This is a genomic window from Pantoea sp. X-Soil-MYKO-1785 (genome assembly GCF_059730675.1).
Genome location: NZ_AP036000.1, coordinates 3,491,175 through 3,511,646 on the forward strand (window position 1 = coordinate 3,491,175; position 20,472 = coordinate 3,511,646).

Sequence of the window (20,472 nt, forward strand, 5' to 3'; positions counted from 1 at the left end):
CTGTTATGTGCCAGCAGTCACATCGGAATAAGAAAATGATGCAATTATGCCACGCTTACCGTGATCAGAATCGCATTTAACGCCGTTAACAGCCCATTATACGCCAGTCAGCGAAATGTTACTATTATCACATTTAGTGGCGCGGACCGGCATAGGTTGCAGGTATAGGTTGTGGGCATAGGTTGTGGGCATTAGTTGAGAGCATAGTTTAAAGCTTAGCGGGTTCATTACGAATGGCGGGAAAAGCGGGATCGAGCTGAAATAACTGCTGGCTGTTACGCCACAGCGCCCCGGCAATCACTTCAGGTGGCTCGTCGCGCAGGGTGCAAAGCGTCTCCCATACCTGGCGCGCCCGTTCAGGTCGGTTAGGCTGGCCCTGAAAGCCTTTTAACGGCATATCCGGTGCATCCGTTTCCAGCAGCAACGAGGAGAGCGGCAGTTGTGCCAGCGTCTGGCGGGTTTTGCTGGCGCGCTCATAGGTGATGGTGCCGCCGACGCCAATCGCATAGCCGAGCTTAATAAACGCCTGCGCCTGTTGCAGACTGCCGGCGAAGCCATGTACCACACCACGACGCGGCAGATCGTGGCGACGCAGATGCTGGGCCAGTTTGTCATGGGTGCGACGCGAGTGCAGGATCACCGGCAGATCATAGCGTTTCGCCAGCTTAAGCTGAGCATCCAGAAAGCGTTGTTGCTTATCAAACTGCGGATCGTCGCGATAAAGATCCAGCCCGATCTCACCGATCGCCACCAGCTTAGGCGGTCGCTGCTTAAGCCTCTGCTCCAGCTGATCGAGATGCGCTTCCTGATGTGCTTCTATAGCGATCGGATGCAGTCCGAGCGCGGCGTAGAGCGCAGCATGTCCGGCCGCCAGTTCGCACACCCGGCTGAAGCGGCTGGCATCGATCGCCGGGATGATGATCTTCTCGACGCCAGCCGCCGCAGCCCGCGCCAGGCTGGCAACGGTATCGCCCTCAAACGGCGGGAAATCAAAATGACAGTGGGTATCGATAAACTTCATGCCAGCGATCCTTTATCGTAATCAGCATCATTATCCGCCAGCGGCGGCGTAATAATCTCGCGGTTGTCCGGCGCATTGGCCACCGGTGCCGGCGGCGTGACGATACGAGGCGTGATGGGCTCTGCGTCGCTTAACCACTGGCCCAGCGTGGCGAGGAAATAGCGGCCGCAGCGCCGTCCAAGATGGTAATCCTGATTCAGTGACGAAATACGGCTGCCGAGCGCGCTGCTGGCCAGCACATGCGGTGGAAAGATCTCTATAATCCGTAAGTCACCGGGCGGATTTTCAATAAACTGCTGAATTTCCCGGTAGCTTTTTTCATGGTGATTGAGCACGTTAATCATCGGCTGAAAGGCACCGGCGCTTAGCCAGCGCTCCATCCGCTTAATCCATTTCGGCGTATAAAACATCTGAGAAGGCACGGTGCGGATCACCACAATGGTGTCTGCGCCACGGCGCGCCGCTTCCCGCACCGGAATCGCATCGCTGATGCCGCCATCCAGATAGCTAATCCCTTCAAGATTGACGCCAAGCCGGTAGAAGCCGGGAATGGCGCTGGAGGCTTTAATCAGCTCCAGCCAGTTGTCCGCCGTGGGGGTGAAATAGCCGGGCGCATAATCGTCGCTGCGGCAGGCGCACATATAGAACTCAAGCCCGCGCGAGAACATTTTTTCAGCGTGGGTCATCGCCAGTGGAAATTCACTGCGGGTGGTTTCCACCAGCCAGTCGAGATCGATCAGATTACCGCCGCGAACAAAACGCAGCGGATCAAAAAACAGTTTATTGGTGGTGTAACGGGTGATCACGCGGCGGGCATAGCCTGGCTGGCCGCAGACAAACGCCGAGAGGTTTTGCGCGCCCGCAGAGGTGCCGAGCAGCAGGTGAAACGGATTAAATCGGGCACGCTGAAATTCATCAAGCACCCCGGCGGTGAAAATGCCGCGTTGACCGCCGCCTTCACAGACCAGCGCAATTTTATGCGATTTGAAAGGGGTCAGCGCAAGAGGTTCAATGGCGCCGAGCGTAACAGGAATGCGAATACCCACTGTGTGAACCTCAGATGGGGTTCCGACGGGCAGGCTGATGGATGTTAACGTCTATCCAGCAGCATTCCGGAGAACCAGTCATACAATCCTTTAGCCGGACAGCCCGCGCAGGGGGGCTGCCCATGTAGCCGTGTGAAAAAATCCCGCTTCTCACTGATCTGGCTACAGATGACTGGTCTCCGCTTTATGCTTACTTGCTTTGCATTAAACTGCAGGACTCATCGGCTAAAGCTTTTTACGGCCGGTAAACAGGCTGATGAGGAACAGAATAATACCAACAACGAAGACAACTTTAGCTGCCCATGCTGCTGTACCTGCTAAACCACCAAAACCTAACGCTGCAGCAATCAGTGCGATCACCAGAAAAATAATGCCCCAACGAAACATAAGCCTCTCCTTACCCTATTGAAAATCGAACTGCTTATTTCATCCCCGGATGGGTATCTTTTATCCGTGCGGCCGGCAGTGACGCGACCGCACGGTTACCATTAAGATTTAACCGTCAGGTCATTCTTAACGCTTTTCACGCCTTCAATGGCTTTAGCGATGCTTTCAGCACGGTCTGACTGTGCCTGATTTGCAACCTGCCCTGAAAGCTGAACAACGCCGTCGGTGGTTTCAACTTTTACGTTGCGCGACGGAACAATATCATCCGCTAATAGCTTAGCTTTAATTTCGCTGGTCGTAGCGGCATCGCCCGCATAACCTTTCATCGATTGGGATTTGCTGTCTTTAACGTGTAGTTTGTCGCTGACGGATTTAACACCTTCGATTTTCTGCACCACGGCCACAGCTTTTTCAGCCTGATCCTGGGAAGTGACGAAACCGCTTAAGGTCACCACGCCCTGATGAGTTTTTACCGAGATATCCGTACTTTTAATCGCGTCATCATCAACCAGTGCCGCTTTGGCTTTGGCGGTGATGCCGCTGTCATCCATATAACCATCGACTTTTTTCATAGAACTATCGATTTTCGCACCCGTGCTGTCTGCCGTCTGCGACGCTTTCTGGGAAAGCGACTCGTCGGCCAGCGCGCTGCCGCTGATCAGTGCTGAGCCAATCATTGCAGCCATCAGGGTTTTGGCAATCTTAGTCTTGTTCATCGATATATTCCTTCTATCAGTTAACTCGCCCAAAACTGTGGGCGCAACAGCAGCAAACGGCGCCGCTGGGTTACAGGACGTAAGGACAAGAGAAGTCTCTTCCGCCGTCCGATAGAATAATCATAGACGGCATTTCGCGATTTGCCTGGCTAACTGGTTGATCACACGTCAAAACGAGAGGAAAAGCCGTTTTTTAGGAGGAGTCTGTAGCGGGGAAAACAGGGCCATTTCCTGCTGGAATGGCCCGGATAGCGTGCGATCAGTGCTCGCGGGTTTTACGGAATCTGACGTCAGGATAACGTTCCTGGGTAATATTCAGGTTCACCATGGTCGGCGCGATATAAGTCAAATTATCGCCGCCATCCAGCGCGAGGTTAACCTCGTTTTTACGCTGGAAGTCTTCGAATTTTTTCGCATCGTCGCACTCAACCCAACGCGCGGTAGAGACGTTGATCGCTTCATAGATCGCTTCGACGTTATATTCGCTCTTCAGACGCGCCACCACCACATCGAACTGCAGCACCCCGACGGCACCCACGATCAGATCGTTATTGTGTACCGGACGGAACACCTGCACTGCACCCTCTTCCGACAGCTGAACCAGCCCTTTCAGCAGCTGTTTCTGCTTCAGCGGATCGCGCAGGCGAATACGACGGAACAGCTCCGGCGCGAAGTTCGGAATACCGGTGAACTTCATGTTTTCACCCTGAGTGAAGGTATCGCCGATCTGAATTGTGCCGTGGTTATGCAGGCCGATGATGTCGCCAGGATAGGCTTCTTCAACGTGAGAGCGGTCGCCGGCCATAAAGGTCAGCGCATCGGAAATCACCACATCTTTGCCGGTGCGGACCTGACGCAGCTTCATTCCTTTTTCATATTTACCCGACACCACACGCATAAAGGCCACGCGGTCGCGGTGTTTCGGGTCCATATTGGCCTGAATCTTGAACACAAAGCCGGTAAATTTCTCTTCGCTGGCTTCGACGGTACGGGTATCGGTTTTACGCGGCATCGGACGCGGTGCCCATGACACCAGGCCATCCAGCATATGATCCACGCCGAAGTTACCCAGTGCAGTACCGAAGAATACCGGCGACAGCTCACCATTGAGGAACGCTTCCTGCTCGAACTCGTGTGATGCGCCCTGCACCAGCTCCAGCTCTTCACGCAGCTGCGCCGCCAGATCTTCACCCACCGCGGTATCGAGATCCGGGTTGTTCAGCCCCTTAACGATACGCACTTCCTGAATGGTGTGGCCTTTACCGGTCTGGTAGAGATAGGTTTCATCGTTATAAAGGTGGTAAACCCCTTTAAACAATTTGCCGCAGCCGATGGGCCAGGTAATCGGCGCACAGGCGATTTTGAGTTCGCTTTCGACCTCATCCAGCAGCTCCATCGGATCGCGGATATCACGGTCTAGTTTGTTCATAAAGGTCAGGATCGGCGTATCGCGCAGACGGGTTACTTCCATCAGCTTACGGGTACGATCCTCAACGCCTTTGGCGGCGTCGATCACCATCAGACAGCAGTCAACCGCCGTCAGGGTGCGGTAGGTATCTTCCGAGAAATCTTCGTGGCCCGGGGTGTCCAGCAGGTTGACCAGGCTTTCACGGTAAGGGAACTGCATCACCGAGGTGGTGATGGAGATACCACGTTGTTTCTCCATTTCCATCCAGTCGGATTTGGCGTGCTGATTCGAGCCACGGCCTTTTACCGTACCGGCGGTCTGGATAGCCTGTCCAAACAGCAGGACTTTTTCGGTAATGGTGGTTTTACCGGCATCCGGGTGCGAAATGATCGCGAAGGTGCGGCGGCGTGCCACCTCTTCTAAAAAGGGATTAGACATGAGTGAATTCTTCTCAATGGAGCAGCGCTCTCTGTCTGGCGCTGCTGATAAATCACGGTGGCCGGCAGAACCTTACCGGCGGGTAAACGGTGCCGAAGGCGACATTAAGTCGTCGGCGGGTCAGCGCGAAGTTACATTGGCGTGAATTCCGGTTACCTGGTCAGCTTTAAGGCGGCATAGCATACAATATTTTGCGCGCGCGGCCTACAGGGGAAGGCGGGGGATTTGGTCAGTGGCTCAGGTCGCTGAACCCGACAAACGGCCGGGACAGGCCAGCGCCCGTCCCGACATCATCAGCCCAGTACCTTGCGGACGCAGGCTTTAAAGATCTGCACGCCAATTTCCAGCGAATCGAGATCGAAGCGCATATCGGGATGATGCAGACCTGGCGTCAGGTTGGTGCCCAATCCCCAGAAGCCCGCCTTCACGCCGGGGCGTTTTACCGGGTAGTAGAAAAAGTCCTCGCTGCCTGGGGTGGTTTTAGTCGGCAGCAGCCCCTCTTCTCCCAGCACCTCGACAATCGCTGCGCGGATCACCCCCGTCGCCTCATCATCGATCTCTGCCGCAGGCATCTCTTTCAATACCCTGACCTGCGCCGTGGCCCCCAGCGCCGCCACGCTGTTAACGATGGCGCGCGTGACCTGCTCTTTCAGCAGCTCCATCGGAGCATTTTCCTGCGAGCGCAGATCCCACACCACCCGCGCTTCGTCCGGCACCGAGTTGGTCACGCCCGCGTCACACAGGAAACGCGTCGCTTTAACGCTCCAGTTAAGGCCCGGCGAAAGGTGCAGTGCGTTGACCGCATTCACCGCCTGCACTGCCGCATCCAGCGCGTTGACACCGAGATGCGGGCGCGCCGCGTGAGCCGGCTGACCTTTAATGGTCGCTTCCAGCGTACTGCAGGCCGAATAGAGTACCGCAGGCACCGCCTGCCCGACCACGCACTCCTCCAGCGGCCGCAGGTGAAAACCCAGAATCATCTCCACGTCATCCAGCGCGCCGCCTTCTACCATCGCCAGCGCGCCCGCGCCCAGCTCCTCCGCCGGCTGGAACAGAATTTTCAGCCGGCCGCGCTTCACAGCGCCTTCTTTCAGCAGCGCCGTCGCCGCCGTCAGCACCACCGAGGAGTGACCGTCATGGCCGCAGGTGTGACGCGCGCAGGGCACGCCATCGATGATGTGCCCCAGCGCATCCATATCGGCGCGCAGCGCCAGCACCGGGCCGGGCACTCCGCTGTCGATCTCCGCCACAATGCCGGTGGTGTTATTAATGTTGCGTGTCACCTTCAGACCCGCCTGCTCCAGTTGCCCGGCGATGTAAGCGGAGGTTTTTACCTCCTGGAATCCCAGTTCCGGGATCTCATGCAGAAAATGGTAATGCTCTAATACCTCAGACACGGCTTCACTCCTGAATAAACAGACGCATAACAAACATCGCGATCAGCGCATTGATGATGCTCACCAGCATCAGCAGCGGCCAGTATTTTTTCGGCACATCGGCCACGCCCAGCAGCCGTCCCATATATTGCAGTTGCGATCCCATCAGAAAAATCGCCGGCGCCAGTACGGTCACATCGGCGCCGGTCAGTAGCCCTTTGGTCAGCAGGCTGACCGCCACACCGGTCCCGGCAGACGAGGAGAGCCAGGCAGTCAGCAGCACGGTAATTGCTTCGCCCGGCAAGCCGAATACGCCCATCACCGGTGCAAACAGCTGGCCGAGAAACTGCATAATACCGAGCAGATTGAGCACTTCCGCCAGCACATACGCCATCACCACATTGGGCATCAGATTATGAATGGCAATATGAAAGCCTTTACGCGCGCCGGTGACAAACACATCAAACGGGTTATTACTGACGCTGACGACTTTATTGGTTTCCATCGCTGAAATCCTTTTTATAAACACTGTTTAACACGAAGCGGGTAATCGCCGCACCGACAAATTTCAGCACCAGCATTAAAATCAGCGGGATGATGATTGGCAGCGTCATTGAGGCAAACAGCGCCGAACCGATAGCAAAATAGTTGTTGATTAAACCGGCGCCGGAATATTGCCAGGCGCTCATTACCACCACCTCTTTTTTACCGATCTGCCTCTGGTCATACATCTCTTTGGTTAACGCCGCACCCGCATCGGTACTTTGCAGGTCGGTAATTAATGCCAGCCCGCAGCGTCCCGGCAGACCCATTAAGGGTTTCAGTAACGGCGTCAGCAGCCGGTGCGCCGCGCGTATCGCCCCGTAGTGGGTGAAGATTTCCAGTACGCCGAGCGCCAGCATCACGGTCGGCGTAAGGGATAACGCAAACAGGAAGCCTGCTTTGGCGCTGAGTCCGCCAGCCCCCAGAAAGGTGTTGCTGGCAGGATCTTTCATGGTGCCAAAACTGCCGCCCAGCGTGGTGAAGTCAAATGCCCCCAGCCATTTCAGCCCGTCAACCTGATAAAACAGCCCGGAGAAAAACAGAATGGCAAAAATTAACGCCACATAGCTGCCTTTTCCGGCACTGACCTTTTCCGCCTTAACCACACTCTGTTCCGACATTATTTTCTCCCGATAAGGCTGACCCGCCGGCGGTTTCGCGGCGCGGTAAGTTTCAATATATGGAACTAAGTTCTAAGCAGGATTTATGCCAGAGCGGCCAGCAGACTGATTATTTATCGCCATCGCCAGCCTGACGGAGCAATATTCGGTGCGCACGGGCTGAAATTAATTAGCAGGTGAGGGATAACCAGCAAAATAATATTTGCCGGCTGAAATCAGATTGCTGGAATTTAAATCACCGGAAAACAGCCTGCACCAGCATGATTCAGTCAGACCGTCCTGTTTCGCACTATAATGGTGCCAGTGGGTGAAGCCATAAGGTTGATGAAAAATGAGAATCCGTCGCATTCAATTTGTGAAATAATTCTATTTAAATCAACCAGATAAATTAGCCTGTTTTGCCGAAAAGGCTTCACATTGCTAACATGTTTGATGCATAATTCATCGCCTCTCACCTGTTTATTTAACATATTCTTATAAGGACTCGGCCATGCTGACTGCTGAAATGACTGGGCGTCTGAACGACCAGCTGAACCTGGAATTTTTCTCCGCTAATCTTTATCTGCAAATGAGTGCCTGGTGCAGCGACAAAGGATTTGAAGGTGCCGCCTCATTCCTGAAAATGCACTCACGTGAAGAGATGGAACACATGCAGCGCCTGTTCGATTATCTGAGCGACACTGGCGCGATGCCGGTGCTGGGCACCATTGCCGCGCCGCCGGTCTCTTTCACCTCACTGAATGAAATCCTGCAGCAGGCGCTGGAGCACGAGCAGCTGATCACCACCAAAATCAACGAGCTGGTGCATGCGGCGATGACCTCACAGGACTACCCGACCTTCAATTTCCTGCAGTGGTACGTGGCTGAGCAGCACGAAGAAGAGAAGCTGTTCAAAACCGTGCTGGATAAACTGGCAATGGTGAGCAACAGCGGTAACGGTCTGTTCCTGGTCGATAAAGATCTTGGCCGGATGAGCACCGAAAACCACTCCGCGTAATACTATCGGCCCGGTAAATGGGCCGACCTTTTTCTGCTGCGCCGGTGTTTCCACCGGCTGCGCTGTTTAGTCCAGCCGGTAAACGTCTGCTGGCTCGCCGTTAACCCACAGCGGCCGGGTTTCACCCGCGGGCAGTCGCAGGCTGATTTCACGCCATGCTGGCTGGTAATCACCGCGTTTTTCAATCGTCAAATCGATCCGCGTGGCGCTGCTGCTCAGCGTCCAGTTCAGCCACAGCGCATTTCCCTGTTGCCAGCCATAACTCTCACCGTCATCGTCGAACACCTCTCCATGCGATACCCCATCAGCGGGCGCCGGCCATAACTGCCACTGACGGACCGTATCCCGCTGCGCATCGGTGGTGCTTTCACACTCGCCCAGCGGAATCACCGCCCCGGCACGAACCAGCAACGGCAGCCGATCGAGCGGCGCATCCAGCGTGATCTGCTGACCACCGACAAACCACTGGCCGCTGTGCCAGTCATACCAGCCCTGGCCGTTATGCGGCAGATAAACTTCACGCTGCCGCGCGCCCTGCTCAACCACGCTGGCGACCAGCAGATCGCGTCCCAGCATAAAGTCATCATTCTCCTGCCAGCTGCGCGGGTCCTGTTCATGATCGAGAAAGGTCGGACGCAGCATCGGCTCATCCTGCTCACTGGCCTGCCACGCCAGGGTATAGAGATACGGCATCAGGCGATAGCGTAGCCGGATCGCCTCGCGGATCATCGGCGTCACCTCCGGATACATCCAGGGTTCGTTGACCGTGTGATCGTCATTCCAGGAGTGAATGGTAAAGCGCGGATGCATCACGCCGTTCTGTACCCAACGCACAAACAGCTCGGCATCGGGCTTGTCGCCAGAAAAACCGCCGACGTCATGGCCGACGTTGTACAGTCCGGAGAGGCTCATTCCCAGCCCCATGCGGATGTTGTAGCGCAGGGTTTGCCAGCTGGTCCGGTTGTCGCCGCTCCAGGTTTGCACATAGCGCTGCATCCCGGCACAGCCGGATCGCGATATCAGGTAGGGCCGTTTGTCGGGCGCAAACTGCTGCTGCGCTTCCATTGAGGCACGCATCATCAGCAACGGCATCACCGGCCGGATATGCTTGATGGCGATCGGCTGACCGAAGCCGTGGCAGCGTGCTTCACCATCCCACACCTCATACTCATTGTTGTCGTTCCAGGTGGCATCAATGCCCTTTTCCAGCAGCTGACGGGTGACATTCTCCTGCCACCAGCGCACCGCCTGCGGATGGGTAAAGTCGAGGTGTGACCCTTCATCGTCCCAGAACACCGAACGCTCGGGACGGTCCTGTTCGGAATCACGAATAAACAGCCCCTGCGCGGCCACTTCCTGATAGCGCGGATGATCCTGCAACAGACAGGGTTTGATATTGGCCGCCAGCTTCATGCCGGCACGATGAAACGCCTCGCTCAGCGCATTGGGGTCAGGGACTTTGTCGTAGTTCCAGTTGAAGACGTAACGTTTATTGTTAATCGAGGTATAGCCCGACGACAGCTGGAACGAGTCGCAGGGAATTTCATGCTCACGGCACAGGCGAATAAACGATTGCAGCTGCTGTTGCGCGTCGGGCGCATCGGTGTAGTGCATGGTCGAACCGCTGTAGCCGAGGCTCCATTTCGGCTGAAACAGCGTGCGGCCAGTCAGTCGCACAAAGGCTTTAGTGACCTCCAGCAGCGTCGGCCCCAGCATCATGTAGTAATCAAGATCGCCAGCCTCGGCGCGATAACGGCGATAAGGCAGATGGTAGTTATCCAGTTCGTTACCGAGGTCGAGCCAGCTGCTGCTGAGATTGTCATAAAACAGGCCGAAACTGACGCCGTCGCGCTGCGTCAGGGTAAACGGGATATGTTTGTAGAGCGGATCGGTGCTGGCGGCGTTGTAGCCCATCGCATCCAGATTACGCATCTCGAAGCGACGGTTGGCGCGATTCAGATCGCCGCTCTTTTCACCCAGGCCATAAACCCGATCCTGCGGCTGACGGCGCTGATAGTGTTCGACGCCGTCGCCGTGGACATTCAGCATATAAGCACCGGTATGGCGGTCAGCCGCCAGCGGTTGCCAGTTTGTACCATCGAACTGCTCCCAGCTCAGGCAGAGCGGCTGATGTACCGTCACCCGCAGCCGTCCGGTGCCGATCTGTACCTGCTGCGCATCATGCACCAGCGTAAAGTCGGGCAGCGCAAAACCGTCCAGCGCTTCGCGATCGCGGCCCTGCCACGGCACATCCTGACCGGGCGCAATGCTCCAGGTGCGGTTCAGCGCCAGCTGGCCGTCGCGCTTCAGCAGCACCCGCATCAGTCCCTCTTCGAGCACATAGATGCGCAGAAAATGACGATCCTCCACCTTCAGCTCAACGAAATGCGCAGCCTGCTGATGCAGTGTCCAGTTCTTCAGGGTTTTCATCGGGATATCCTTAATGGTTTACCGGGCGCTGGCGGCGTTCGGCGATCAACATCACCAGGAAAACCGCGCCAATCAGGTCAAAAAAGCCCATCGCCACAAACAGCGGATTGAAGCCGATGGTATCGGCGGTGACACCGATAATCAGCGAGAAAATAAAGCTGGCGATCCACGCGCAGGAGCCGCGCATACCGTTAACCGTCGCCATCTGGCGGCGATCAAAGCGCTCCACCACCAGCGCGCTCAGCATGCAGGAGATCACCTGGTGACCGAAGCCGCCGACTGAAATCAGCGCAATCGCCAGCCAGGGATCGTCAACCAGCGTCATCAGCGCCAGCGAGACCATCAGCAGCGCGCCGGTGACGGAGCTGGCGACAATCGAATTGACCCGGGTCAGGCCGAACCAGCGCACGTAAATTTTGGTCAGATAGCCGCTGGCGACGCTGCCGAGATCGGCGGCGAGAAACGGCAGCCAGGCAAACATCACAATCTGTTTCAGATCCATGCCGCGTTCGTTCGCCAGATAGAGCGGCACCCAGAAGCTCAGCACCGCCCACGCCGGTTCCGCCAGGAAGGCCGGGATGGCGATACCGTAAAATTTCTTCTCTTTACCGATCACCTTTAACGCGGTGAAGAACGGCAGCTTCTCCCCGATCGCTTCGTTATCCTGATTGATGAAAGCACGCTCTTCATCGGACAGACGCGGATGGCGGTCCGGTGCGTGATAGCCCCACCACCACAGCCCGACCCACAGCAGACCCAGCCCGCCGGTCAGCAGAAACGCGCCCTGCCAGCCAAAAGAGATGTGGGCAAGGTAGATGATCGGCGGGGCCAGCATCGCGCCGACCGAGAAGCCAACGCCCGCCCAGCCTGCCGCCACCGGGCGCTCTTTTTTCGGGAACCAGTCACCAATCGCTTTGGCGTTGGCCGGTGTCGCGGCCGCTTCTGACGCGCCCATCACGAAACGCAGCAGCGCCAGATGCAGCCAGCTGCCGGCACCCGCATGCAGCAGACAGGTCACCGACCAGATCAGCGCACAAATCAGGAATCCCATCTTCAGCCCGATCACATCGATCAGCCAGCCGCAGACCGGCTGGAACAGGGTGTAGGCCAACTGGAATCCCGCCACCACCCACGAATACTGTTCGGTACTCATGTTGAGGCTGTTTTTTAGCTCCGGTGCCAGGATACCGAGCGAGTTGCGGGTGATGTAGTTAACCGTCACCCCCAGCAGAAACATCCCCAGCATCCACCAGCGTAAATTTTTAATCACGCGCACCGTGCGCGAGGCGCTGATCGGCTTGGTTGTTGAATCGAGGCTCATAGTGCCACTCCTGATATGCATTAATGACTCACACCGCCGACTGGCGTACCGCGTGTCTGTGCAACGACGTTAGAAAAGTGTGAAACGTGGGTACAGCCTCTTTTTTGCAACTCTTTTCATGGCAGGCTAAAGCCAGCGCAAAAAGCGTGATCAATCGCTTATCTGACGCGATTCAGCACGTTATGAAAAATTTTTCATCAACAGATTTGAAGGCGATCACAGAATGAAACAAAGGTTGAAAGTGAGTGAAATTGCGGCGTTAAGTGGCGTCTCGATCAGCACCGTATCGCGGGTGCTGGCGGGCAAAGCGAATACCCGCCCCGCCACCCGTGACAAGGTACTGGCGATTGCTCAACAGCAGGGCGTGCTGGACAACCTGCACAGCGGTCGCCTGCTGCTGAATAATCTGATGGTGTTTGCCCCGCCGCGCGCGTTTGACGTGCGCAGCGACATTTTCTACTACAAAGTGATTCAGGGCATCAGTCAGGCGGTAGAGCCGCACGAGGTCAGGCTGCGCTACTGCGCGCTGGAGGAGATTGAGAGTGATGCGGCGCTGTTTATCGACAAGATGCAGCAGACCGAGGCCGCGCTGCTGATCGGCATTGATGACGAGCATATCCACCAGCTGGCGGCAGAGATGAACAAACCCTGCGTGCTGATTAACGCCCGCGATCGCCGGATGCGTTTACCTTCGGTCTCGCCGCATCATCAGCTGATTGGCGAGTTTTCAGCGCGCTATCTGTTTGAGCAGGGGCACCGGCAGATTCTGTCGCTGCACTGCCTGCGCCGTTACACCATGGAGCAGCGCTTACAGGGCGTGCGTGACGCCTGGCACGCGATGAACCTGCGGTTTGACAGCCGTCAGCATCTGCTGACCCTCAACAGCTTCAGCAGCAATGAGGCGGCGGAACGGCTGAGTGAATATCTGCGCCACTGCCCTGAAGCGCTGCGCCCGACGGCCATTCTGGCCAGCGGCGACTACATCGCGGCCGGTGCGGTCAGCGCGCTGGAGCAGGCCGGACTGCGGGTGCCGCAGGATATTTCGGTGATGAGCATGGATGGCTTCAATCTGGCCGCCATCCACGATATTCCGCTGACCTCAGTCCAGGTGCCACGTGATGAACTGGGCGCGGCGGCGGTCAGAATGCTGCAGGAACTGCGGCTGCATCCGGGCGCACCGCCCGGCACGCTGCTGCTGAATGGCAAACTGGTGGTGCGCGATTCGGTGCGCCGCATCCGCGATAATCTTAGCCATGCGCCGGTCCAGCAGCATGGCCTGTATGATTAATCCAGCGTTTTCAGCCGCAGCTCCGAAGGCTGCGGTCGGCCGAACAGGAAGCCCTGGAACAGCGTACAGCCCTCATCACGCAGCTTAGCGAACTGTTCGTTGCTCTCCACCCCTTCCGCGGTGATCTGAATATCCAGGCTACGGCTCATGCCGGTAATCGCCCGGATAATCGCCAGCGCCTCGCGGCTGTCGCCCATATCGTTAATAAACGACTTATCGATTTTAATCTTATCGAACGGGAAGGATCGCAGATAACTCAGGGAAGAGTAGCCGGTGCCGAAATCATCCAGCGCAATCTGAACCCCCAGCGCTTTGAGGTTTTGCAGGGTTCGGATATTGCCGAGCGAATCATCCAGCAATACCGACTCGGTGATTTCCACCTCCAGCCGCGCCGGGTCCAGCCCCGATTCCGTCAGCGCCCCTTCCACCACCGACACCAGCGAGCTGTTTTTGAACTGCAGCGGTGACAGGTTAACCGACACCGACTGCACTCCTTCCCAGCTTGACGCTTCACGACAGGCTTCATACAAGGCGAAAGCCCCCAGCATGTGAATCAGCCCGGTCTCTTCGGCGATCGGAATAAAGTCGTTCGGCATGATCAGCCCGCGGATCGGATGATGCCAGCGCATCAGCGCTTCATAACCAATGATGGTTTTGTTGTCGCCGTTGGTGATCGGCTGATAGTAGAGCTTGAGGTGCCCGCCGCTGATCGCATCGCGCAAATCATTCTCAATCACCCGCCGGCTGCGCGCCACGTCATCCATCGCCAGGGTGAAATGCTCGAAGCGATTACGGCCATTGCGTTTGGCTTCATACAGCGCCATGTCGGCGCAGCGCAGCAGCTGTTCCGGCGTATTGGTGATGGTGGTGCTGAGCGCGATGCCGACGCTCAGGCCGACCGACAGGTTATGACCTTCAATATTAACCGGCGGCCGAATCGCCTCGATCAGGCGCTGCGCCACGATGCTGGCTTCCTCGCTGCTGGTCACTGAGGGCAGCACAATGGCGAACTCATCGCCGCCAATGCGCGCCAGCGTATCCTGATCGCGCAGAGTACTGCGCAGACGTTTTGCCACCGAGCGTAACAGCTCATCGCCAATCTGGTGGCCCAGCGCATCATTGACGTTCTTGAAGTTATCCAGGTCAAGGCAGAGTGCCGCCGTCTGGCGCTCAGTCTGGCTGGCGGTGCGCAATGCTTCGCTCAGACGCTGGCGGAACAGGATGCGGTTGGGCAGGCTGGTGAGATTGTCATGGTGCGCCATATGGTGAATGCGGGCGTCGGCGGCACGCTGATCGGTGACATCTTCAACAATCAGCATCAGGTAGTTACGCCGTGCATCCTGACCATTAATCGCGGTCGCGCGGGTATGCAGAATGCGTTCGCCGCTGGCGGTCATCAGCAGCTGCTCACGCTGATGGATGCCTTCACTGCGCAGCGCCACGTCGGCGAGGTTGTTGAAATAGTCGCTCAGCTCGGGCGACATACATTCGTGTGGTCGTTTGTTGACGATCAGCGATTTCGACAGGCCAAACAACTGCTGCGAGCGGTCGTTGACCAGCAGGATCTCGCGGGTGATCGCATCTTCGACGATCACGCAGGAGGGAATATTGGCGATGATGTTGTCAAGGAACTTCGACAGCGCGGTCTTCTGCGCACTCTGCGCCTCAGCCAGATCGCGGGCGCGCAGCACCTGCTGTTCCTGTTCACGCCGTTCGGTACGATCGCGGGTGATTTTAGCAAAGCCCACCAGCTTGCCGTCATCATCATGGATCGCGTCGATCACCACATGCGCCCAGAACGCGCTGCCATCTTTGCGGTAACGCCAGCCCTCATCCTCAAAGCGACCGGTCTTCAGGGCGATGCCGAGATTGGCTTCCGGGGTGCGATTCAGCCGTTCCTGCGCGCTGTAGAACAGGGAGAAATGCTGACCGACAATCTCTTCAGCAACGTAGCCTTTAGCGCGCTGGGCACCGGCATTCCAGTTCACCACCCGCCCTTCAATATCCAGCATGTAGATGGCGTAATCGGTGACGCCTTCGACCAGCAGGCGGAAACGCTGCTCCTGTTCACGCTGCAGATTACGGATGCGCTGCCGCTCACTGCAGTCGCGGGTGATTTTGGCATAGCCGATCAGTTTGCCCTGATCGTCACGGATCGCGTCGATCACTACGTGTGCCCAGAACGCGCTGCCATCTTTGCGGTAGCGCCAGCCCTCATCTTCGAAACGGCCGGTGCGATAAGCGGTTTGCAGGTTCTGAGCCGGCAGATGATTGAGCCGATCCTGCGCGCTGTAGAAGCGCGAGAAATGCTGGCCGACAATCTCTTCGGCAACGTAGCCTTTGGCGCGCTGGGCACCGGCATTCCAGTTCACCACGTTGCCGTCGTGATCGAGCATATAGATAGCGTAATCGGTGACGCCTTCGACCAGCAGGCGAAAGCGCGCCTCCTGCTCACGTTCTTTGCGCTGATGCTCCTGCTGCCGGGTACAGTCGCGGATAATGTGGGCGTATCCCACCAGCTGACCGGCATCGCTGCGCATCGGATTCAGCACTTCATGCGCCCAGAACGCGCTGCCATCTTTGCGATAGCGCCAGCCTTCGGTTTCATACTGTCCGGCGGTGGCGGCGAGATCCAGTCCGCGCTGCGGCAGGCCCCGGCGACGATCCTCTTCGCTGTAAAGCAGGATGACGCTGCGGCCGATAATTTCGTCTGCCGTATAGCCCAGAGTGCGCTGGCCTCCGGGGTTCCAGCTGGCGACGGTGCCGTCCGGTTTTAGCATAGTGATGGCGTAATCCATCACGCTTTGTACCAGCATGCGATAGATGACATCAGCGTTATTATCCATTGTTTTTAGCCTGCTGCTGTGTAGCCGGATAGTGGCTTAGGAATGTTCTTAATAATGTGCGCAGACTACAGCCGAAATGGGCCGGGATCACAAGCGCAATAAGAAGAATCACCAAACTTAGTAGGAGGTTTATCGGCAGCAGCGGGTAAATATTCAATCGTGCCGCCGCGTCAGCCAGAGGAGAGACGCGGCAATGGCGATGCGTCAGGCGACGCTTTCCCAGCGCGAGGAGAGCGGATAATGAGGCTGCCAGCAGAGCGTTGCCGGACTTTGTCTTATCAGCTGCTGACACTGTTCCGGCGCGACGAACGCCGCGATCACTTGCCGGGCGGCCGTCTGTCTGATCAGCGTCAGCTGGTCGTCGAGCGGTGGATGGACGTTCCACGGCAACCAGCGTGCCGTGCCGGTTTGCAGCATCTCAAAGGCACGGGTGCCGGCGGAGACGTGGCTGCTGAAGATCAGGCGAAACCCGGCTTGCTGGCTGAGCTGCGCCGCCAGGCCACTGTCGGCGACTGCATCCGCCGCGACGATTACCGCGTCCGGTCGCCAGCAGTCCGGGGTGGCGACGCGCAGCAATCTGGCCAGTGCCAGCGTGGCGGCAACCGGCAGGCTGTTGAGCGCCAGCAGCTGCGCCACCTCTTCCCGCACCTGCGGGCACATCACCACCGGCAGCCCGCGCGCGCTGAGCTGCAACGCCATCTCCGGTCCGCGTCCGTGCAGCGGCGCGGTGACCACCGCGCCCGGCCGTGCTGCCAGCGCCAGCGCGTCGACCTGCTGCGCCAGCCGTTGGGTGCGGTCGCCATAGGAGCCATCGGTGATCAGCAGCCGGGCGCGCGGCGGGCAGTCAAACGGCAACAGCAGCGACTCGCGGCTCCAGTCGCCCATATAGGTGATGCCGCCCGCCACCGGCAGATGAAACCAGATCGATCCCGGCGAATGCCCGCTACGCCCGGTGAACAGATTCAGCGGCCCCAGCGCGCACTGGCCACGCAGCGGCAGGATGCGTCGCGCCTCTGGCGGTACGCCGCACTCGCCCAGCTGCTGCCAGGTGATGTCACTGGCATAGACCGGCGGCGAGCCAATATCGGCCCAGCTATCCAGCGCGGCCGCATGATCAACGTGGGAATGGGTCAGGCAAAGCGCATCGACCTGGCCGATGGCGGCGGCGTCGGGTCGGACGCCCGGCTGCGGCCCGGCGCCCAAATCCCACAGCAGCCGGTAGCCTTCGACCTCCAGCAGGAAAGCGGCCGGCAGTTTACCGCCGACGCCGCTGATCACCGTCAGGCTTGCCATGGCAGCACCCCCTGCGGCAGACGGCGCGTCAGCCGGCTGGCCAGCGCCATTAAGCCCAGCACCACGCCGATCATCAGACAGCCCACCGCCGCCGCCAGCGGGGCCGATCCGCCTTCATCAAGGAAGATAATGGTCGGGCCAAGCGTCTGGGTTTGCGCTGTGACCAGCAGCACCGAAACCTGTATTTCATTCAGCGCCGTGAGGAACACCAGCAGCGCACCAGCCAGCACCGAAGGGGCCGCCAGCGGCAGCAGGATGTCAGTCATCCGCCGCATCAGCCCCGCCCCGCACAGGCGCGCCGCTTCATCCAGAGAAGGTTCGATTTGCGCGAACCCGGCCAGCGTCGGCCTGAGCACCAGCGCCAGGAAATTGGCCAGATAGGCGGCGAGAATGATCCACACCGTGCCGTAGAGGGAAACCTCCAGCAGCGGCAGCGGCCGCAGGAAAAACAGCATCGCCGCCACGCCGGTGACAATGCCGGGCAGTGCATAGGTCAGTTCGCTGGCGAAGCCCAGCCCGCGCACCAGTCGGCTGCGACGCCAGCTGAGAAAGAACGCCAGAAACAGCGCCATCACGCTGAGTACTATCGCGCTGAGGCCGGTGAGCCACAGGCTGGTGACGAACGCCTGGCGGATCGCCGGATAGCCCCACAGCGCCTGCTGAAAATTCTCCAGCGTCAGGGTTTGCCAATTCAGCGCCTGACCAAAACCGCGGGTTAAGGCGGTGACCAGCAAGGCGCTCAGCGGCAGCAGCAGAGTGATTACCATCCACAGCCAGGCGAGGATTTCAGCTGGCAGCCGGGCGTGCCGCAGCGGCTGGTGCCAGGGACGCGGCGAGCCGCTGACCCGCACGTCACGCCGTCCACCGAGCCAGCTGCTGATCAGCATTCCGGCGAGGGTAATCAGTGCAATCAGCATCGAGTAGACCGCCGTATTGGGCAGCGCTCCCGGCCCGAGCGTATTGAGCTGTTGATAAACCAGCGTAATCAGCGTCGGCACCCGCGCCGGAATCCCCAGCATCGCCTGAATGCCGAAGTTACCGACGGCGGCGACAAACGCCAGCGCCGCCCCGGCGAAGATTGCGGGACGCGCCAGCGGCAGGATCACCGTGAACAGGATTTGTCGCGGCGAGGCGCCGCTGATGCGCGCTGCCTCTACCAGCTCGGCGGGCAAACGGCGCAGCCCGGCACGCACCGTCAGAAACACCAGCGGCGCATTGTGCAGGCCCAGCAACAGCACCATGCCGGTTGCCGAATAGAGCGGCTGTTCGCCGGCAGCCAGCCAGGTTCCCCCCAGCGCGCTGACCCGCGTGGCCAGCCAGCTGCCCGGTGCCAGCGCCTGTATCCAGGCCAGCGCGGTCACCTGCGGCGGGATCATCAGCGGCAGGATAAAGGCAAATACCCAGGCCGCTTTGGCACGCAGGTCGGTCAGCGCCACCAGCCACGCCGCCACCGTCCCCAGCAGCAGCGCCAGCAGGGTTGCGCTGATGCCGATCGCCAGCGTATTCAGCGTGGCGCTGAGCACGCGCTGGCTGACCAGTAATCGCAGCAGGCGATCGGGGTCCACCACCCCATCGGGCGCCAGCGCGGTGACCATCAGCCGGGCAAACGGTGCCACCGACAACAGGCCGATCGCCAGCACCAGTAGCGCCAGTACCAGCGGTTCCGCCCGCCATCTGCCGCGCCTGGCGGCCAGGCTGCTACGCCATTCGTTGCCCAGCACGCTCATCGTCAGCCACCAAACAGTTCGCTAAAGGTTTCACGTACCGCGGCGTCATCGGCCACCGCTTTCGCCACGTCCGGGGTCAGCAGTTTGATCTGATCAATCGGCGCAAAACCTTCAGGGGCCGCTACCCGCGGATCGACCGGCCGGTTGCCCTGCTTCGCCACCAGCTGCTGACCCGCTTCCGACAGCATAAAGGTAACAAACGCTTTGGCGGCCGGCAGGTTATGCACCGACTTCATGATCGCCACCGGTTCGGTGACGTAGGAAACGCCCTCCTGTGGATAGACCAGATCGATCGGCGAGCCCTGCTTTCTGGCGCGGATAATATCGGCGTCGGTGATCACCCCATACTTGTCCATGCCGCTGGCGACCGCTTTCAGCGCCGGTCCGTTGCCGCCCTGCGGCGCGATGCCGATGGCGGCCAGCTGCTGATAGAATTCCCAGCCGATAGACGGGGTGTTGATGTCAGTGTGCAGCTTGTACAGCGCCGCGCCGGAGTAGAGCGGACTCGGCACCGCAATCTGGCCTTTATTTTCTGCCACCGCCAGCGCTTTCCAGCTCGTGACCGGTTTGGCGCGCTGGGTGTTGTAAGCGATTACCGTGGCGATGATTTTGGTGCCGAAGAAGGTTTTATCCGCATCGTAATAGGCGGGATTAAGCTGGCTGACCGGCGCATCCTGCCAGGCATAAAGCTGGCCCTCTTTCTTGAGCGCGCCAAGATTGATCGCGTCGGCCACCAGCAGCACATCAGGTTTGACCTGGCCGCTCATCATCTCGGTGTGCAGTACGTTCATCAGCTGGGTGGTGCCGTTGCGGGTCCACTCCACCTCAACCGCCGGGTAAGCGGCCTTAAACGCGTCGATGGTCTGTTGCGCAATTTCAGGGGCCTGAGAGGTGTAGATCACCAGCTTGCCGCCGGGCGCGTCCGCCGCCAGCGACAGGGATGCGGCCGTGAGGCCCGATAACAACAACAGCGCGTGCAGCGAGGTGCGAAAAGCCGTTTTCATGGTGTCTGAAA

The 20,472-nt window shown here is 58.5% G+C and carries 16 protein-coding genes; 2 read left to right on the forward strand and 14 right to left on the reverse strand.

What is annotated here, in order from left to right:
- Window positions 1-208: 208 nt before the first annotated feature.
- The 8 genes from AC6I8D_RS16510 to AC6I8D_RS16545 all read right to left on the reverse strand — a co-directional run bounded on the left by AC6I8D_RS16510 (window position 209) and on the right by AC6I8D_RS16545 (window position 7,555).
- A complete protein-coding gene (locus AC6I8D_RS16510; protein ID WP_312053048.1) occupies window positions 209-1,021 on the reverse strand; it encodes a TatD family hydrolase in 813 nt (270 codons plus the stop codon).
- Window positions 1,018-2,067: a patatin-like phospholipase family protein gene (locus AC6I8D_RS16515; protein ID WP_497820489.1), complete on the reverse strand. Its 1,050-nt coding sequence runs from the start codon at window positions 2,065-2,067 to the stop codon at window positions 1,018-1,020. The genes AC6I8D_RS16510 and AC6I8D_RS16515 overlap by 4 nt, the downstream gene beginning before the upstream one ends.
- 225 nt (window positions 2,068-2,292) lie before the next feature.
- A complete protein-coding gene (locus tag AC6I8D_RS16520) occupies window positions 2,293-2,454 on the reverse strand; it encodes a DUF1328 domain-containing protein (protein ID WP_003848537.1) in 162 nt (53 codons plus the stop codon).
- A gap of 101 nt (window positions 2,455-2,555) precedes the next feature.
- On the reverse strand, window positions 2,556-3,170 hold the full coding sequence (gene osmY, locus AC6I8D_RS16525) for a molecular chaperone OsmY (protein WP_031377075.1): 615 nt from the start codon (window positions 3,168-3,170) through the stop codon (window positions 2,556-2,558).
- A 259-nt stretch (window positions 3,171-3,429) separates the two neighbouring features.
- Complete coding sequence (prfC, locus tag AC6I8D_RS16530) at window positions 3,430-5,016, reverse strand: peptide chain release factor 3 (RefSeq protein ID WP_031377074.1); 1,587 nt, start codon at window positions 5,014-5,016, stop codon at window positions 3,430-3,432.
- Between the two features lie 293 nt (window positions 5,017-5,309).
- Complete coding sequence (locus tag AC6I8D_RS16535; RefSeq protein ID WP_497820490.1) at window positions 5,310-6,413, reverse strand: M20 peptidase aminoacylase family protein; 1,104 nt, start codon at window positions 6,411-6,413, stop codon at window positions 5,310-5,312.
- Between the two features lie 4 nt (window positions 6,414-6,417).
- On the reverse strand, window positions 6,418-6,897 hold the full coding sequence (locus tag AC6I8D_RS16540; RefSeq protein ID WP_031377072.1) for a YjiG family protein: 480 nt from the start codon (window positions 6,895-6,897) through the stop codon (window positions 6,418-6,420).
- On the reverse strand, window positions 6,884-7,555 hold the full coding sequence (locus AC6I8D_RS16545; RefSeq protein WP_031377071.1) for a nucleoside recognition domain-containing protein: 672 nt from the start codon (window positions 7,553-7,555) through the stop codon (window positions 6,884-6,886). The genes AC6I8D_RS16540 and AC6I8D_RS16545 overlap by 14 nt, the downstream gene beginning before the upstream one ends.
- A 490-nt stretch (window positions 7,556-8,045) precedes the next feature.
- On the opposite strand from AC6I8D_RS16545, the gene ftnA reads away from it, so the two are divergent.
- Window positions 8,046-8,552 carry a non-heme ferritin gene (gene ftnA / locus AC6I8D_RS16550; RefSeq protein WP_089561944.1) on the forward strand — a complete coding sequence of 169 codons (507 nt, stop codon included), beginning with the start codon at window positions 8,046-8,048 and terminating at the stop codon, window positions 8,550-8,552.
- A 66-nt stretch (window positions 8,553-8,618) separates the two neighbouring features.
- Here ftnA and AC6I8D_RS16555 read toward each other — a convergent pair whose 3' ends face one another.
- Window positions 8,619-10,982, reverse strand: coding sequence for a glycoside hydrolase family 31 protein (locus AC6I8D_RS16555; protein ID WP_497820491.1), 2,364 nt, complete (start codon window positions 10,980-10,982; stop codon window positions 8,619-8,621).
- A gap of 10 nt (window positions 10,983-10,992) precedes the next feature.
- Entirely contained in the window at window positions 10,993-12,303 is a 1,311-nt protein-coding gene (locus tag AC6I8D_RS16560) for an MFS transporter (protein ID WP_312053059.1), read from the reverse strand.
- Between the two features lie 223 nt (window positions 12,304-12,526).
- On the opposite strand from AC6I8D_RS16560, the gene AC6I8D_RS16565 reads away from it, so the two are divergent.
- On the forward strand, window positions 12,527-13,591 hold the full coding sequence (locus AC6I8D_RS16565) for a LacI family DNA-binding transcriptional regulator (RefSeq protein ID WP_031377067.1): 1,065 nt from the start codon (window positions 12,527-12,529) through the stop codon (window positions 13,589-13,591).
- Here the strand turns inward: AC6I8D_RS16565 and AC6I8D_RS16570 are convergent.
- The 4 genes from AC6I8D_RS16570 to AC6I8D_RS16585 form a co-directional block, all read right to left on the reverse strand.
- Window positions 13,588-16,437, reverse strand: coding sequence for an EAL domain-containing protein (locus tag AC6I8D_RS16570; RefSeq protein WP_497820492.1), 2,850 nt, complete (start codon window positions 16,435-16,437; stop codon window positions 13,588-13,590). The genes AC6I8D_RS16565 and AC6I8D_RS16570 overlap by 4 nt on opposite strands.
- A gap of 204 nt (window positions 16,438-16,641) precedes the next feature.
- Window positions 16,642-17,730: an MBL fold metallo-hydrolase gene (locus AC6I8D_RS16575; RefSeq protein WP_497820493.1), complete on the reverse strand. Its 1,089-nt coding sequence runs from the start codon at window positions 17,728-17,730 to the stop codon at window positions 16,642-16,644.
- Window positions 17,718-19,457 (reverse strand): ABC transporter permease, encoded by a 1,740-nt coding sequence (locus AC6I8D_RS16580; RefSeq protein ID WP_497820494.1) that lies wholly within the window; start codon window positions 19,455-19,457, stop codon window positions 17,718-17,720. The genes AC6I8D_RS16575 and AC6I8D_RS16580 overlap by 13 nt, the downstream gene beginning before the upstream one ends.
- 2 nt (window positions 19,458-19,459) lie before the next feature.
- Complete coding sequence (locus AC6I8D_RS16585; protein ID WP_312053066.1) at window positions 19,460-20,461, reverse strand: ABC transporter substrate-binding protein; 1,002 nt, start codon at window positions 20,459-20,461, stop codon at window positions 19,460-19,462.
- Window positions 20,462-20,472 lie beyond the last annotated feature (11 nt).

What these genes read in the sequence shown, in the direction of transcription:
- AC6I8D_RS16565 (WP_031377067.1), top strand. Translation starts at nt 12,527, where the DNA reads ATGAAACAAAGGTTGAAAGTGAGTGAAATTGCGGCGTTAAGTGGCGTC.
- AC6I8D_RS16585 (WP_312053066.1), bottom strand. Translation starts at nt 20,461, where the DNA reads ATGAAAACGGCTTTTCGCACCTCGCTGCACGCGCTGTTGTTGTTATCG.
- AC6I8D_RS16510 (WP_312053048.1), bottom strand. Translation starts at nt 1,021, where the DNA reads ATGAAGTTTATCGATACCCACTGTCATTTTGATTTCCCGCCGTTTGAG.
- AC6I8D_RS16540 (WP_031377072.1), bottom strand. Translation starts at nt 6,897, where the DNA reads ATGGAAACCAATAAAGTCGTCAGCGTCAGTAATAACCCGTTTGATGTG.
- AC6I8D_RS16570 (WP_497820492.1), bottom strand. Translation starts at nt 16,437, where the DNA reads ATGGATAATAACGCTGATGTCATCTATCGCATGCTGGTACAAAGCGTG.
- AC6I8D_RS16575 (WP_497820493.1), bottom strand. Translation starts at nt 17,730, where the DNA reads ATGGCAAGCCTGACGGTGATCAGCGGCGTCGGCGGTAAACTGCCGGCC.
- AC6I8D_RS16580 (WP_497820494.1), bottom strand. Translation starts at nt 19,457, where the DNA reads ATGAGCGTGCTGGGCAACGAATGGCGTAGCAGCCTGGCCGCCAGGCGC.
- AC6I8D_RS16520 (WP_003848537.1), bottom strand. Translation starts at nt 2,454, where the DNA reads ATGTTTCGTTGGGGCATTATTTTTCTGGTGATCGCACTGATTGCTGCA.
- AC6I8D_RS16545 (WP_031377071.1), bottom strand. Translation starts at nt 7,555, where the DNA reads ATGTCGGAACAGAGTGTGGTTAAGGCGGAAAAGGTCAGTGCCGGAAAA.
- AC6I8D_RS16560 (WP_312053059.1), bottom strand. Translation starts at nt 12,303, where the DNA reads ATGAGCCTCGATTCAACAACCAAGCCGATCAGCGCCTCGCGCACGGTG.
- osmY (WP_031377075.1), bottom strand. Translation starts at nt 3,170, where the DNA reads ATGAACAAGACTAAGATTGCCAAAACCCTGATGGCTGCAATGATTGGC.
- AC6I8D_RS16555 (WP_497820491.1), bottom strand. Translation starts at nt 10,982, where the DNA reads ATGAAAACCCTGAAGAACTGGACACTGCATCAGCAGGCTGCGCATTTC.
- ftnA (WP_089561944.1), top strand. Translation starts at nt 8,046, where the DNA reads ATGCTGACTGCTGAAATGACTGGGCGTCTGAACGACCAGCTGAACCTG.
- prfC (WP_031377074.1), bottom strand. Translation starts at nt 5,016, where the DNA reads ATGTCTAATCCCTTTTTAGAAGAGGTGGCACGCCGCCGCACCTTCGCG.